14 protein-coding genes are annotated in these 13,997 nt (G+C 46.8%); 11 read left to right on the plus strand and 3 right to left on the minus strand.

Going from position 1 to position 13,997, the window contains the following annotated elements:
• Window positions 1-58: 58 nt before the first annotated feature.
• Complete coding sequence (gene prlC / locus ACP7H9_RS08375; RefSeq protein WP_439222570.1) at window positions 59-2,098, plus strand: oligopeptidase A; 2,040 nt, start codon at window positions 59-61, stop codon at window positions 2,096-2,098.
• A gap of 8 nt (window positions 2,099-2,106) precedes the next feature.
• Here the strand turns inward: prlC and ACP7H9_RS08380 are convergent, their stop codons facing one another.
• Together ACP7H9_RS08380 and ACP7H9_RS08385 are read right to left on the minus strand one after the other, a co-directional pair.
• A complete protein-coding gene (locus ACP7H9_RS08380; RefSeq protein WP_114982415.1) occupies window positions 2,107-2,328 on the minus strand; it encodes a DUF2970 domain-containing protein in 222 nt (73 codons plus the stop codon).
• A complete protein-coding gene (locus ACP7H9_RS08385) occupies window positions 2,328-2,630 on the minus strand; it encodes a hypothetical protein (RefSeq protein ID WP_114982414.1) in 303 nt (100 codons plus the stop codon). Before ACP7H9_RS08385 ends, ACP7H9_RS08380 begins: the two co-directional genes overlap by 1 nt.
• Before the next feature lie 135 nt (window positions 2,631-2,765).
• On the opposite strand from ACP7H9_RS08385, the gene rpe reads away from it, so the two are divergent.
• The 5 genes from rpe to ACP7H9_RS08410 all read left to right on the plus strand — a co-directional run bounded on the left by rpe (window position 2,766) and on the right by ACP7H9_RS08410 (window position 8,340).
• Window positions 2,766-3,440, plus strand: a complete 675-nt coding sequence (rpe, locus tag ACP7H9_RS08390) for a ribulose-phosphate 3-epimerase (RefSeq protein ID WP_034822626.1) — start codon at window positions 2,766-2,768, stop codon at window positions 3,438-3,440.
• 11 nt (window positions 3,441-3,451) lie between these two features.
• A complete protein-coding gene (gene trpS, locus ACP7H9_RS08395) occupies window positions 3,452-4,459 on the plus strand; it encodes a tryptophan--tRNA ligase (protein ID WP_034822624.1) in 1,008 nt (335 codons plus the stop codon).
• 8 nt (window positions 4,460-4,467) lie between these two features.
• Entirely contained in the window at window positions 4,468-6,513 is a 2,046-nt protein-coding gene (locus ACP7H9_RS08400) for a sensor domain-containing protein (protein ID WP_439222571.1), read from the plus strand.
• A 4-nt stretch (window positions 6,514-6,517) separates the two neighbouring features.
• Window positions 6,518-7,099, plus strand: a complete 582-nt coding sequence (locus tag ACP7H9_RS08405) for an anthranilate synthase component II (RefSeq protein WP_114982413.1) — start codon at window positions 6,518-6,520, stop codon at window positions 7,097-7,099.
• Between the two features lie 68 nt (window positions 7,100-7,167).
• Window positions 7,168-8,340: an HDOD domain-containing protein gene (locus ACP7H9_RS08410; RefSeq protein WP_114982412.1), complete on the plus strand. Its 1,173-nt coding sequence runs from the start codon at window positions 7,168-7,170 to the stop codon at window positions 8,338-8,340.
• A gap of 5 nt (window positions 8,341-8,345) precedes the next feature.
• On the opposite strand, the gene ACP7H9_RS08415 is transcribed toward ACP7H9_RS08410, so the two are convergent.
• The gene (locus tag ACP7H9_RS08415) at window positions 8,346-9,050 is read right to left on the minus strand and encodes a flagellar brake domain-containing protein (RefSeq protein WP_034822618.1); all 705 of its coding nucleotides are present in this window, start codon (window positions 9,048-9,050) and stop codon (window positions 8,346-8,348) included.
• Window positions 9,051-9,377: 327 nt separating this feature from the next.
• On the opposite strand from ACP7H9_RS08415, the gene ACP7H9_RS08420 reads away from it, so the two are divergent.
• The 5 genes from ACP7H9_RS08420 (at window position 9,378) to ACP7H9_RS08440 (ending at window position 13,996) form a co-directional block, all read left to right on the plus strand.
• On the plus strand, window positions 9,378-10,595 hold the full coding sequence (locus tag ACP7H9_RS08420; RefSeq protein ID WP_011235544.1) for an aspartate aminotransferase family protein: 1,218 nt from the start codon (window positions 9,378-9,380) through the stop codon (window positions 10,593-10,595).
• Between the two features lie 13 nt (window positions 10,596-10,608).
• Window positions 10,609-11,631, plus strand: coding sequence for an arginine N-succinyltransferase (gene astA, locus ACP7H9_RS08425; RefSeq protein ID WP_110013401.1), 1,023 nt, complete (start codon window positions 10,609-10,611; stop codon window positions 11,629-11,631).
• Window positions 11,632-11,645: 14 nt separating this feature from the next.
• A complete protein-coding gene (gene astD / locus ACP7H9_RS08430) occupies window positions 11,646-13,115 on the plus strand; it encodes a succinylglutamate-semialdehyde dehydrogenase (protein WP_114982411.1) in 1,470 nt (489 codons plus the stop codon).
• Window positions 13,116-13,184: 69 nt separating this feature from the next.
• A complete protein-coding gene (locus ACP7H9_RS08435) occupies window positions 13,185-13,535 on the plus strand; it encodes a DUF3802 family protein (RefSeq protein WP_011235541.1) in 351 nt (116 codons plus the stop codon).
• 29 nt (window positions 13,536-13,564) lie between these two features.
• Window positions 13,565-13,996, plus strand: a complete 432-nt coding sequence (locus ACP7H9_RS08440; protein ID WP_114982410.1) for an OsmC family protein — start codon at window positions 13,565-13,567, stop codon at window positions 13,994-13,996.
• The last annotated feature ends 1 nt before the right edge of the window (window position 13,997 follow it).

The raw sequence follows: 13,997 nt of genomic DNA on the forward strand, positions 1-13,997 counted from the left end.
GAAGACTAGCGCAAAGCCCCAATATCCATTGTAAGCATTTTGAAAAATTGAGGTAAAAATGAGCCATAACCCGCTATTAGAACAGAGCCAGCTTCCGGACTTTGAGCAAATTAAACCCGAACATATACAACCCGCTGTTGAAGAGTGCATACAGCACGCTCGAAAAACCATTGATGAAGTACTGGAACATGGTGATTTTAGCTGGAATGGTTTGATTGAACCTTTGACCGATGCGGATGAAAAGCTTGAGCATGTCTGGGCGCCGGTATCGCATTTGAACTCGGTAGTAAGCACGCCGGAACTGCGTGAAGCGCATGACAGCTGCCTGCCATTGTTGTCTGACTACGCAACCTATGTAGGACAGCACAAAGGCTTGTTTGACGCTTATCAGGCACTGCGTGAAAGTGACGAGTTCGACAGTTTGACCGAAGCTCAGCAAAAACTCATTAACGACACCCTACGTGATTTTCGTTTGTCGGGTGTGGATTTACCCGAAGACAAAAAGAAACGTTATGCTGAAATTTCATCGCGGCTGTCTGACTTGTCTTCAACCTTCAGCAACAACTTGCTGGATGCCACCCACGCATGGACTTGCCTGATTACCGATGAAAGCCGCCTGGCTGGCTTGCCGGAAAGCATCAAAGAAGCTGCAAAAGAAACCGCAGCAGACCAGGAAAAAGAAGGCTGGTTGTTCACTTTAGATATTCCAAGTTATCTGCCGGTCATGTTGTACGCCGAAGACCGGGAGCTGCGTAAAGAAATGTACCAGGCTTTTGTGACCCGCGCGTCGGAAACTGGACCTAATGGCGGGGAGTTCGATAACTCTGAGGTTATGAACGAAACTTTGGCTTTGCGTCATGAAATGTCGGAGCTGTTAGGTTTTAACGACTTTGCTGAAATGTCGCTGGCGACGAAAATGGCCGAGTCACCGGAGCAGGTGTTAGATTTTGTGCAGGATCTTGCTAACAAGTCCAAAGCACAGGCGAAAGCCGAGTATGCTGAAATTGAAACCTTTGCGGCAGAGCAAGGCGTGGAGAAAATGGAAGCCTGGGATGTTCCTTACTTTAGTGAGCAGTTAAAGCAGCAGCGCTACTCTATTTCCGATGAATTATTACGCCCCTACTTTCCTGAGCAACAAGTGCTAAACGGTTTGTTTGAGGTGGTTAAGCGCCTGTTTGGCATGACGGTTAGCGAGCAAAAAGACGTAAAAACCTGGCATGAGAATGTGCGTTTCTTCCGCATTCACGATGCCGACGGACATTTGCGTGGCAGCTTCTACCTGGATCTCTACGCGCGTTCAGGCAAGCGAGGAGGCGCCTGGATGGCGGATTTTGTCGGCCGCAGAGTGCACGCCGATGGCGAATTGCAAAACCCGGTGGCCTTTTTAACCTGTAATTTTAGCAAGCCGGTGGGTGGTAAGCCTGCACTCTTTACTCACGATGAAGTGCTGACATTATTCCATGAATTCGGTCATGGCTTGCACCACATGTTAACTCAGGTCGATACCGCTGGTTTGTCTGGTATTAACGGTGTTGAATGGGACGCTGTTGAGCTGCCCAGTCAATTCCTGGAAAACTGGTGCTGGGAACCGGAAGCGCTGGCATTAATATCCGGACACTATGAAACCGGTGAACCGCTGCCGCAGGAGCTTCTGGAAAAAATGCTGGCTGCGCGCAATTATCAGTCGGCTATGCAAATGATGCGTCAATTGGAGTTCTCGCTGTTTGATATGCGCATTCACCACGAGTTTGACGAAAACACGGGTGCGCGTATTAGTGAAATTCTGAGTGAAGTGCGTCAGCAAACTTCGGTACGTATTCCACCGGAGTACAACCGTTTTCAGCATAGCTTTGGTCATATCTTTGCTGGCGGCTATGCGGCAGGTTATTACAGTTACAAATGGGCTGAAGTGCTGTCGTCTGATGCGTTTGCGCGCTTTGAAGAAGAGGGCATATTTAACGCTACAACCGGGCGCGACTTTTTACATGTCATTCTGGAACGTGGTGGCAGCCGTAAAGCCGCAGATTTATTCCAGGAATTTCGTGGTCGCGAACCGAATGCCGAAGCTTTGTTACGTCATAGCGGCATAACAGCCTGATGTTCACATCAGGCTGCGATAGCCATAACCAAGTTGACGAGACCAATTAAACCAAACACGAATAGAATGGTAAGAATAACGCCAATGATGATGTAGGCTTTCGGGCTACCATGCTGGAAGTCTCGTTGGCGGTTTTTTTCTGTTTGCACACCCAAAAATGCCGCCAACACACTCATAACCATACTAAAGACACCTGGTTTAGAGGTTTTATTTTCGGTAGATTCAGACATTAATCAGTGTATTCGTTTTGATAATGTTTTTTGTTGCTGTGGCTTGAACTCGAGATTAACTCAATCAAGTCGAAGAAGTGAAATTGTACGGACCGGCTGTCGCCTTTTAACCAGCTAAACCATGTCACTTGCTCTGCAGCTAACTGACACTCAACAGAGGTGTTACTGGGTTCTATTTCAGTGACAAGCTGCTGGCAGCGCTGAGTGGGGTTTTGCTGAGCAACGAGCGAGGAAGGACTCACGATAGCAAGCGCAGTAAACGCAGCTAATGCTAGTGATGTTATTATTGTTAGTAATCGCATGAAAGTCCCTCTCAAGTCTCGATTGACTAATTTATCAGCGATTTTGTAAAAATTCTAGTCATCATTGCGAATTTTTTTGTCATGGGTTAACTGCTACAATAAGCATCATTTTGAAATAGGTCAGGAAAACGAACAATGAAACCACTAATTGCACCGTCGATACTGTCTGCGGACTTCGCGCGGTTAGGTGAGGAAGTTGACGCGGTATTGAACGCTGGTGCCGATGTCGTGCATTTTGACGTGATGGATAACCACTACGTGCCTAACCTGACGATAGGTCCTATGGTATGCAAAGCGTTACGTGATTACGGAATTGAAGCGCCAATTGACGTGCATTTAATGGTTAAGCCTGTTGACCGTATTATTCCAGACTTTGCCGAAGCCGGGGCTTCTATCATTACTTTCCACCCGGAAGCATCCGACCATGTTGACCGGACTTTACAGCTTATTCACGAACAGGGTTGCCAGGCGGGTTTAGTGTTAAACCCTGCAACACCGCTGCATTACCTTGATCATGTTATGGATAAAGTGGATGTCATTTTACTGATGTCGGTTAATCCGGGTTTTGGCGGGCAGTCTTTTATTCCGTCAACGCTTGATAAGCTCAGAGCGGTGCGTAAACGAATTAAAGCAAGTGGGCGCGACATACGCCTGGAAGTGGATGGTGGTGTTAAGGTTTCAAATATTGGTGAAATTGCAGAAGCTGGCGCGGACATGTTCGTTGCTGGTTCAGCTATTTTTAATGCGGATGATTACGCCAGTGTCATCCAGACAATGCGCGATGAAATCGCTGCGGTAACAGGTTCTTAGAGGAAACAGTAATGTCGAAACCAATTGTGTTAAGTGGTTGTCAGCCGTCGGGACAGTTGTCTATTGGTAATTATATTGGCGCATTACGTCAGTGGGTTAAGATGCAGGACACTCACGACTGTAAGTTTATGTTGGTTGATCAGCACGCCATTACTGTACGCCAGGACGCCGAGAAACTGCAGCAAGCAACTCTTGATGGACTGGCTTTGTACCTGGCTTGTGGCCTTGACCCGGCAAAAAGTACGGTGTTTATTCAGTCGCACGTGCCGGAACATTCTCAATTAGCCTGGGTGCTTAACTGCTACACGCAAATGGGCGAGCTAAACCGCATGACGCAGTTTAAGGATAAGTCTCAGCGTCACGCTAGTAATATTAATGCGGGTTTGTTCACTTATCCGGCGCTAATGGCGGCAGACATTCTGTTGTACCAGGCGAATGAAGTGCCGGTGGGAGATGACCAGAAGCAGCACCTGGAAATGACGCGTAATGTTGCTGAACGTTTTAATAACTTGTATGGCGATATTTTTACGATTCCGGAACCAATGATTCCAAAAGTCGGGGCGCGGGTGATGTCACTGCAGGAACCGACTAAGAAAATGTCAAAGTCGGACGATAATCCAAATAATTTTGTCGGCTTGCTGGAAGAGCCGAAGAAGATTCTGAAGAAAATTAAGAAAGCCGTTACCGACTCTGATGAGCAGGCGCGCATTTACTTTAATCAGGAAGAAAAGCCGGGCGTCTCGAATTTGCTTAGCATTATGTCAGCTGCCACAGGTAAGTCGATAGACGAGCTGGTACCTGAGTACGAAGACAAAATGTACGGGCATCTAAAGGTGGATGTGGCGGAATCTGTGGTTGCCATGCTGGAACCGATACAGCAGAGGTATCACGCAATGCGTAATGATCAGGCATTTTTGCAACAGGTTATGAAACAAGGCGCTGATAAGGCACGTGAAGCCTCAGCAAAAACTTTGTCAGATGTTTATAAAGCGGTAGGTTTTGTACCTTACCCGGGATAAATTTAACTATGGTGGATAAATCTCCGGAACAGCGCGAAAAGGAGTTGCTAACCAGTGTTGAAACCATGGCTAACATTGGCAGCTTTTGGTATGAACCCGCGTCCGGAGATTTATATTGGAGCCCTCAGTTACGAGAAATTCATGGTGTAGCCCAGGATGAACCCATTACTTATGAACAGGCAATGGCGTTTCACCTTCCTGAATACCGTGAAAATATTGAGCACCTGGTCGAGCAAAGCTTTCAAAATCACCATAGCTGGTCGGCAGAAAGCTGTCTTAAAGACAGAAGCGGAATAATTCACTGGGTTGCTATTACGGGCATTACCCGAACGCTGAAAAATGGTGACATGGCACTGTTTGGTGCCATTCAGGATATTACGGTTAAAAAGTACCGTTTGCAGCAGTTGCAAGAGCAAGCCAACACCTTACGCAGCACACTGGACAATTTACTGGATGCAGTTATTACCATCGACAATAACGGCATGATTATTAACTTTAGTGTGCCGGCTGAACGCATGTTCGGTTACAGCGCCGCTGAAGTGAAGGGTAAAAATGTTAGCGTGTTAATGCCTGAACCCTATGCCCGTGAACATGACCGTTATATTAGTGCTTATCAAAAAACAGGCCGCGCCCGCATTATTGGTATTGGCCGCGAAGTTCAGGCTAAGCGCAAAACTGGAGAAGTGTTTCCTATCGATTTGGCGGTAACCGAGATAACGCATTCTGGTGAAACGCAATATGTTGGCATTATACGGGATATTACCGAGCAAAAAGAAAATGCCCGTAAGCTTGAATATTTAGCAAACTTCGATGAGCAAACGGGGTTGCCAAATCGTCATCGTTTTCTTGATCTGGTTGAGAAACGTATTGAAAGTCAGTTACCCATTGCTGTCGCAGCCGTTAATATTGACTACTTTAATCGCGTTAATACAATTCACGGACACGAGGAAGGTGATCGTGTTATTCAGTTAATTGCACAGCGAATGAGAAAAACTATTGGCGATTCGGGCTGGATAGCGAGAGATCTTGGTGACAGATTTTGGGTGGGGGTTATGCAGGACTCTACCGAAACCAGTCTGGCTATTATTGATAAGCTGCACGGCGTACTGCGCGAGCCGTTTAAAACGGCATTCCAGACGCATTATCTCACCGCAAGTGTCGATGTCAGTTTAAGTGGAGGTGATGAAAATGCTTCCGGACTGCTGTCACAGGCCGATACGGCAACGTCTAATGCACGACATAGCGGCCGGGATAAAGTTGCGGTACACCGAGCTGAAATATCTAACTCGGTTGTAACCGATGCCGAAACCGAAGTGGCCTTACGAGCGTCTTTGGGTAAAGGGCAGTTCGAATGCTGGTTGCAGTCTAAAGTGGATACCAACGGTGTTGTTCATGGTGCAGAGGCTCTAATGCGTTGGCGCAACGAAGCCGGAGAGATCATTCCTCCAGATCAATTTATTCCAATTGCGGAGCGTTTTAAGCTGATTATTCCTATGGCTAAAGAATTGTTGAGTCAGGTCGCTTTCGTTGTGCGGCAGCTGAGCGATAAAGGGCTTAATGATCGTATAGCGGTGAATGTCAGTCCAATTGAGTTTTTACAAGACGACTATGTCGAGACGGTACAAAGAATATTTGCCGAACAAAATGCACCGCTGAATCAACTGACCATTGAAATTACTGAAAACTTACTGTTAGCTGACCCTGAAATAGTCGAGCAAACAATGTCGCGGCTTGCCGGGCTCGGCGTCGTATTTTCTATTGATGACTTTGGGACTGGGTATTCTAATTTCATGCGCATTCAGCAACTGCCAATAGGCGAGCTAAAGATAGACCGGGAGTTTGTTCAGCTCGCAGAGGTGAATGACAAACATATGGGGCTGCTGCTGGCTATGCTGAATATGACTAAATCTCTATCGGTTTCCTCGGTAGCAGAAGGCGTAGAAACTGAAACTCAGGTTAAATTACTGAAAGAAAATGGCGCTGATTTATTGCAGGGGTTCTACTTCGCCCGGCCAGTCCATTTTAAAGACTGGCTAAGCGAGCGGCTGTCCTAGCAGTATGATTGTTTTAATTGATAACTTTGATTCATTTACTCACAACCTTGCACGCTACTTTCGGGAATTAGGCGAAGACGTTAGTGTTTTCAGGAATAATGAATTAACCCTTACCGACATAGAGCAGATAGCACCGCAAGCACTTGTTATATCACCTGGCCCCTGTACTCCCAACGAGTCGGGAATATCTTTAGCTGCTATTGAGCACTTTCAGACTAAACTGCCAATATTAGGTGTGTGTCTTGGTCATCAGGCATTGGCGCAGGTTTTTGGTGCAAATGTTATTCGGGCAGAAAAAGTTATGCATGGAAAAACCAGTGTGATTAAACACTCCGGCGAGGGACTTTTCCGACAGCTAAATAACCCTTTAGAAGTGACCCGCTACCATTCCCTTGTTGTTTCTCCTGAAAGCTTATCAACAGATTTTGTCATTGATGCCGATACAGAAACCGAAAAAGGCCAGCGCGAGATTATGGCAATAAGGCACCGGCATTTGCCGCTGTTTGGTGTTCAGTTTCATCCCGAGTCTGTGATGACAGCACAAGGACATAATCTGTTAGCGAATTTTTTACGTTATATACGATAATCAGTAAGTAGTATTTTCTCTGCTTATTCAACATAATACTGCCGCAGTTCAGCTAATACCGAGGTAACATGTTCCACTTTTTTGCGGGTACCACAGAAGGCGGTAGTAATGATCCCGCCCTGCGCTTAGAAAAACGCTTTATCAACTATCTGATAAGCTTTCCGTTTGCGCGTAAAACTCGCTCAAAAGAAGATGGTACCGACGACGAAGAGCATGAGCAGCGACGTAAGCTTTTAGAAGTTGAGCGTCTGAATTACGAAGAGCGCGACCGTAAAGCGCAAGCGCGCCAACGTTACGCCGATCGTATTTCCGATGAATTGCATGAAGAGATTTATCATCGTGCGTTGAAAAGCATCGAAGATGGTGACTACATTCGCGAACGCTTGATCCCATTACCTGAAAAGCTACCTGAATTGCTCGATACGCTTAGCATGAAAGCTGCTTCTATGCGCCGGATTGAATCCGTTGTGCAAGGTATGGACTGGTTTCATACGGGGTTAATCCGTACGGTCAATCAACCACCGTTTATCGACCGGAATAAGCAGGTGAAAATTGATAACCTTAGGGTAGCCATGAGCTTTGTGGGCACCGAAAACCTACGCCTGCTGGCTCCCGCTTATATTATGCAAAACTGGCTGCCGCCGGCAACGCAACCCTTCACCTTATTCCGCCGCAAAATTTGGGAGCATTCGCTGGGTACGGCTATTGCTGCACACAATATTGCGGTAGAGCGTAACCTGCGAGATCCGGTTCTAGCCTATACCATTGGTATGTTCCATGAGCTGGGAAAAATTGCCTTAACCAAGCTGTATTTGCGTTTATTTGATGATGTGCAGCGCGAATTCGCTATGCAAAGCGTTAACGATAAGTCACCCGAGCGCCACAATACTATTGTCACTTTAACTCCGGACGAACGCTTTCTACGCGACTTAATGCTGGAAAAGGATAAAGACGTGAGCTATCTGGTTGCTGAAGGCTGGGGGTTAAAGCGTGTTCCGGTAAGCAAACACTTATTGGCTTTTACGCAAAGCAAAACGAAAGACAAAGGCTATGAATCTGAATACGCGGAAGCCTTAGCCCAAGCTAATGCTTATTGCGAATTCAGAATGCTGCGGGAAGTGGACCTTGCCAGTCTGGAAGAGGGTAAACATCTACTCAATAAGCATTCAATAACGTCAGAAACTGTTGCTCGCTTGCACAATGTGAGCTTAAAACGCCCGCCAATTGTCGTGCCGGAATAGAGAGGTCAGCACTCAAACTCGGTGTCGATTAATAAATGCTCGAACACTTTACCGATATGCGCTTCCTCGTCAGTGAAGCGCACGCCAACACTTATCATTCCATGCTCTTTGCGCTGATTCATAATTTGACCTGAAAGAGTCAGAGGCTCTTTCTGAGAACCCGAGCCAATACTGATTTTTATATTCATATGAGTGACATTACCTGTCTGGTTCTGCGCCTTAAACACAATTCGACACCCGGCAGAAGAGATATCGACGATAACACCACTGGCCAATTTCTTTTTAGTGTTAGTCTGGCTGCCGTCAGCAGTAACATCGACTGGAATGTGTGTTCGAACCCTCCGCTGTGCGCGTAGTGCGCGATTCTCAATTTCTTTCGGATAATCCAGATACAGCAACCTGAACGGGATATTTGAGACGGCCCGGATCTTTGTTTTAAACGCCAGGCATTCACCCGCTTCTCCCTCTAAAACCAAGCGAACAATAACCGGGTTGCCTTCATATAACACATCGGCATAGCTGCCGTCAGTGCGTGGATTCGGCTGTTTTAACAATAAATAGTTACCGGTATCAAAGCCCACAACCTGAAGCTTGGTGCGCACCTTGGTCGCCGAAGAAAACTCAACATCAATTACGTCGCCCGGACGTAAGTAGGTAAGCTTTAACTGTGGTTGAGATGAGGCGTTCAGGGGCGGAGTCTGATTTTCCATAACGTCTTCTGTTGCCGAACATTTATTCAATAAGTCAGGCTAAATTAACACCAGTTAAAGATCAATGTAATTCTGCGTACTTAAATGTTAATTCGGAGAAAACATTTTCGTGACCTAAAAAATAATGACTAAAGATTCATGGTTTCAGTATGCATTAGCATAACTATTCGTATCTTATGCAAGAAAAGCGTAAACCCTCGGGATTAGGGATTTATAACCGAATTATCACAGACAAACTGCACAAATTTTGGCATAATAGCCGGCTACTTTTAGAGATGAATTTGTTGACACCTTTGTTAACTCGCTAAGGCGATAAGGACGAGAGTAATGACAGACAATAAGACAGTAAACCGTGAAATGTTTAATGATGTAATGGTTCCAAACTACAACCCGGCATCGATGATTCCAGTTAAAGGAGAAGGTGCTCGTGTTTGGGATCAAGAAGGTCGTGAGTATGTCGACTTTGCCGGTGGTATCGCTGTGAACTGTCTTGGTCATTGCCACCCAGCGATGGTGTCAGCCCTACAGGAACAGAGCCAGAAGTTGTGGCATCTAAGTAATGTTTTTACCAACGAACCGGCAATTCGTCTGGCGAAGAAATTAACCGAAGCCACCTTTGCTGATCGCGTTTACTACGCTAACTCAGGTGCTGAAGCCAACGAAGCGGCATTAAAGTTGGCGCGTCGCTGGGCAATTGAAAAGCACGGTGAGCATAAGCAACAAATTATTGCTTTTACCAAAGGTTTCCACGGACGCACCTTCTTTACCGTAACCGTGGGTGGCCAGCCAGCCTACTCTGACGGTTTTGGTCCAAAACCTGGTGCTATTGAGCATGTGGATTACAACAACATCGACGCGCTTAAGGAACTGATTTCCGACAAAACTTGCGCGGTAATGATGGAGCCATTGCAAGGTGAAGGCGGCGTAGTAAGCCCTGACGTGGAATTCGTGAAGGCGGTACGTGAACTGTGTAATGAAAACGACGCGTTATTGATTTTTGATGAAGTACAAACAGGCTTTGGCCGTACCGGTAGCCTCTATGCTTATGAACAGCTGGGCGTAACGCCGGATATTCTGACTTCAGCCAAGGCTTTAGGCGGTGGTTTCCCTATTGGCGCTATGCTGACAACAACGGAAATTGCTGAGCATCTTAAACCTGGTACTCACGGTAGTACTTACGGCGGTAACCCACTGGCATGTGCTGTATCAGAAGCGGTATTTGATGTTGTGAATACGAAAGAAACGCTGGACGGCGTGAAGCAACGTGAGCAGTGGTTCAAAGAGCAACTGGCCGCAATTAACGAAAAATATAACGTGTTCAGCGAAATTCGAGGTCAGGGCTTATTACTTGGCGCGGCAATGAATAAAGAGTACGAAGGGCGTGCGCGCGACTTCTTGCTGGCCGGTCAGGAGCATGGCGTGATGGTACTGATTGCCGGTGCTAATGTGGTGCGTTTTACCCCGTCACTGGTTATTTCTGAAGAAGACATTAAAGAAGGCCTGCAGCGCTTTGAAAAAGCTGTTGCTCAGGTCGTCGGTCAATAACTGAGGCTGTTTTATGTTGCTAATCAGACCCATTAAGCCGTCAGATTACGAAGCGTTATATCAGTGCGCGATTGAATCCGGTCATGGTTTTACTTCCTTACCGGTAGACCAGTCGCTGCTGGAGCGCCGCATTAATGCGGCGCAAAAAGCATTCGCTAAAGACACCGTTGAAACACCGGGCGATGAAAGCTACCTGTTTGTTATGGAAGATACCGAAACCGGTACTATTGCAGGTGTCAGTGGTATTGAAGCTGCGGTGGGTTTGAATGAAGCCTTCTGGCATTACCGTTTGGGTAAAGTTGTGCATCATTCAGAAAAGCTTAATATTTATAATGCGCTGGAAACCTTAACCTTGTGTAATGACTACACAGGTGTTTCTGAGCTATGCACTCTATTTTTGCGTGAACCCTACCGGCACAATATGAACGGACGTACTTTATCTCGTTTCCGTATGCTGTTTTTAGCGCAGTTTAAACAGCGTTTCAGCGACTGGGTAATAGCCGAAATGCGCGGTGTTTCAGATGAAAATGGGGATTCGCCATTCTGGAACTGGCTGGAAGAGAACTTTTTCTCGATGGACTTTCCTAAAGCCGATTACTTAAGCGGCATTGGTGATAAAGTCTTTATTTCTGAATTGATGCCACGCTTCCCTATTTATACCAACTTGTTGAGTAAGGAAGCGCAGGCGGTTGTCGGTAAAGTTCACGACAATACCCGCCCGGCACTGAAATTGCTGGAGTCGGAAGGTTTCCGGTTCAGAGGCTTCGTCGATATATTTGACGCAGGGCCAACGGTTGAAGCCGAAGTGTGTAATCTTAATAGTGTCCGTAACAGTCGTTTAGTGACGGTAACTGTCAGCGGATCTACAGCGGAAGATGAAGGTATTCCTCATATTGTCTGCAACACGCAACTGAAGAACTTCCGCGCAACCAAACTGTCTTTACCAGCAGGTGCAGACGAACTCATATTGACGACAGAACAAGCCCAGGCAATGCATTTAGAAAGCGGCGATGAAGCCCGCATTGTTGCACTCTAAGCAGGAGTATTTGTATGACGAACAGTATTCAATTTATAGACGGTTGTTGGGAAGCTGGTGAAGGCCAGCTGTTCAAATCGATTGATCCAGCACGAAACGAAGTTATCTGGAGTGGCGAAGCTGCCAGTGAAACTCAGGTTGAAAAAGCCATTTTGGCAGCACGGGCGGCATTTCCGGATTGGTCTGGCCGCAGTGTTGAAGAACGCCTGGCTATCTGCCAAAAATTCTCTGAATTGCTGGAAGAAAATAAAGAGCACCTGGCTCGTACCATGGCCAAAGAAACCGGTAAACCTATTTGGGAAACTCGTACCGAAGTGGGCGCTATGATGGGGAAAGTGGCTATTTCAGAACGAGCCTACCATGAACGCACCGGTACCGTTGAAAACGACATGCCGGGTGCAAAAGCCTTTATCCGCCACAAGCCGCACGGCGTGGTCGCTGTTTATGGCCCTTACAACTTTCCGGGGCATTTGCCTAACGGGCACATTGTACCGGCACTTATTGCGGGTAACACCGTGGTGTTCAAGCCAAGTGAACTGACCCCTATGGTGGCTCAGGAAACCGTGAAATTATGGGAAAAAGCAGGCATCCCAGCGGGCGTTCTTAACCTGGTTCAGGGTGAAGTGGAAACCGGTAAAGCATTGTCAGCGCATCCACAAATTGATGGTCTGTATTTCACCGGCTCATCAAATACCGGTCACCTGCTACATAAACAATTTGGCGGTCGTCCGGATAAAATTCTGGCACTGGAAATGGGCGGTAATAACCCATTGTTGGTGACTAATGTGGCTGATATTGATGCAGCGGTACACAATATTGTGCAATCGGCTTTCATCACTTCTGGTCAGCGCTGCACTTGTGCACGTCGCTTGTTCATCGAAGATTCTGAGCAAGGTCGTGCTGTACTGGAACGCCTCATTGAAGTGACTGAGAATATTCTGGTCGACGACTACGAAGCTGATCCACAGCCATTCATGGGTGCCATGATTTCTGCTAAAGCTGCGGGCGAAATGGTCGATGCACAGAATGAGCTGTTACATAAAGGAGCTAAGTCATTAGTTCGTATGAAGCAGACCGATTCGAAGAAAGGCTTTGTCACTCCGGGTATTGTGGATGTAACCGGAGTTGAAGATTTACCGGACGAGGAGCATTTCGGACCATTATTGAAAGTGTATCGTTTTAAAGATATCGATGCGGCTATTAAAGAAGCGAACAACACGCGTTATGGTTTGTCTGCTGGTGTATTGTGTGACGATGAACAAACCTATCGTTACTTCTTTAAACACATTCGTGCAGGTATTGTGAATTGGAATAAGCCGATTACTGGTGCCAGCAGTGCCGCACCTTTTGGTGGTATTGGCGCAAGCGGTAATCATCGCGCTAGTGCGTATTATGCGGCGGATTATTGCGCGTATCCGGTCGCCTCTGTGGAAGCTGACAGCATGAGCTTACCTGAGAGTTTAGCACCAGGGCTTAAATTTTAATCGCAATCTGTGCTAGTTTAGTGGCTGGGCAACGTATGGGTTGCCTGGCCGCGTGACAAAGAGAAACAGATGATAGTTGAAACAGACGGATACATTGAGTTAATCCAGTACCTGACAGGTCAGTTACCGGTCTTCACTGAACAAAGTAGCAGCGCAAGAACTGCGGATTACACTTTGCGCGACTTTATGGAAGAGCGCTTGTCAGAAAGCATGATGGCAGTGTTTGAGCAGAATGAGCTTGATGAGGCTGTGCGGCTGGATATTGTCCGGGAAACGGATGCTATCGTTTACGATTTAGAAGAGGTGTTATCGAAAGTTCTGGATACACACCCGACTCCGCAGCAGGAAGCCTTCATTAACGAGTTTGTCGGTCTGGTAAAAAACCTTTTCGATGAGCGTCTGCAAAGTTACCGACTGTAGTCTTTTATTGAGTTCAGCAAGGATCTTCAATGTCAGCAAATAGCATGAATGCAAAGGTCACCTGGGTAGAGGACATGACTTTTGTGGCTACCTCAGGTAGTGGTCATCAAGTGGTTATGGATGGTGACAGCCCGGGCAAGGCGCCCAGCCCTATGGAAATGGTGCTAATGTCTGCGGGAAGTTGCGCATCGGTTGATGTGGTCAGCATATTGCAAAAAGCTAAGCAGAACTTTCAGCGCTGCTATTGTGAGTTGTCAGGGACACGTGCCGATTCAGTACCAAAGGTTTTTACCGACATTCACCTGGAGTTCGTGGTCGTGGGCACCGATATCAACGAAAAGCACGTAGAGCGTGCGGTGAAACTGTCAGCCGACAAGTACTGTTCGGTGGCTAAGATGCTGGAAGCTTCGGTTAATATTACCCACAGTTACCGTATTGAATCCCCTCAACAAGACGACTGAT

Origin of the sequence: Idiomarina sp. ST20R2A10 (assembly GCF_051842345.1) — a bacterium.
GTDB classification, from domain to species: domain Bacteria; phylum Pseudomonadota; class Gammaproteobacteria; order Enterobacterales; family Alteromonadaceae; genus Idiomarina; species Idiomarina loihiensis.

What these genes read in the sequence shown, in the direction of transcription:
- ACP7H9_RS08420 (WP_011235544.1), top strand. Translation starts at nt 9,378, where the DNA reads ATGACAGACAATAAGACAGTAAACCGTGAAATGTTTAATGATGTAATG.
- ACP7H9_RS08410 (WP_114982412.1), top strand. Translation starts at nt 7,168, where the DNA reads ATGTTCCACTTTTTTGCGGGTACCACAGAAGGCGGTAGTAATGATCCC.
- astA (WP_110013401.1), top strand. Translation starts at nt 10,609, where the DNA reads ATGTTGCTAATCAGACCCATTAAGCCGTCAGATTACGAAGCGTTATAT.
- ACP7H9_RS08415 (WP_034822618.1), bottom strand. Translation starts at nt 9,050, where the DNA reads ATGGAAAATCAGACTCCGCCCCTGAACGCCTCATCTCAACCACAGTTA.
- ACP7H9_RS08380 (WP_114982415.1), bottom strand. Translation starts at nt 2,328, where the DNA reads ATGTCTGAATCTACCGAAAATAAAACCTCTAAACCAGGTGTCTTTAGT.
- trpS (WP_034822624.1), top strand. Translation starts at nt 3,452, where the DNA reads ATGTCGAAACCAATTGTGTTAAGTGGTTGTCAGCCGTCGGGACAGTTG.
- rpe (WP_034822626.1), top strand. Translation starts at nt 2,766, where the DNA reads ATGAAACCACTAATTGCACCGTCGATACTGTCTGCGGACTTCGCGCGG.
- ACP7H9_RS08400 (WP_439222571.1), top strand. Translation starts at nt 4,468, where the DNA reads ATGGTGGATAAATCTCCGGAACAGCGCGAAAAGGAGTTGCTAACCAGT.
- ACP7H9_RS08440 (WP_114982410.1), top strand. Translation starts at nt 13,565, where the DNA reads ATGTCAGCAAATAGCATGAATGCAAAGGTCACCTGGGTAGAGGACATG.
- ACP7H9_RS08435 (WP_011235541.1), top strand. Translation starts at nt 13,185, where the DNA reads ATGATAGTTGAAACAGACGGATACATTGAGTTAATCCAGTACCTGACA.
- ACP7H9_RS08385 (WP_114982414.1), bottom strand. Translation starts at nt 2,630, where the DNA reads ATGCGATTACTAACAATAATAACATCACTAGCATTAGCTGCGTTTACT.
- ACP7H9_RS08405 (WP_114982413.1), top strand. Translation starts at nt 6,518, where the DNA reads ATGATTGTTTTAATTGATAACTTTGATTCATTTACTCACAACCTTGCA.
- astD (WP_114982411.1), top strand. Translation starts at nt 11,646, where the DNA reads ATGACGAACAGTATTCAATTTATAGACGGTTGTTGGGAAGCTGGTGAA.
- prlC (WP_439222570.1), top strand. Translation starts at nt 59, where the DNA reads ATGAGCCATAACCCGCTATTAGAACAGAGCCAGCTTCCGGACTTTGAG.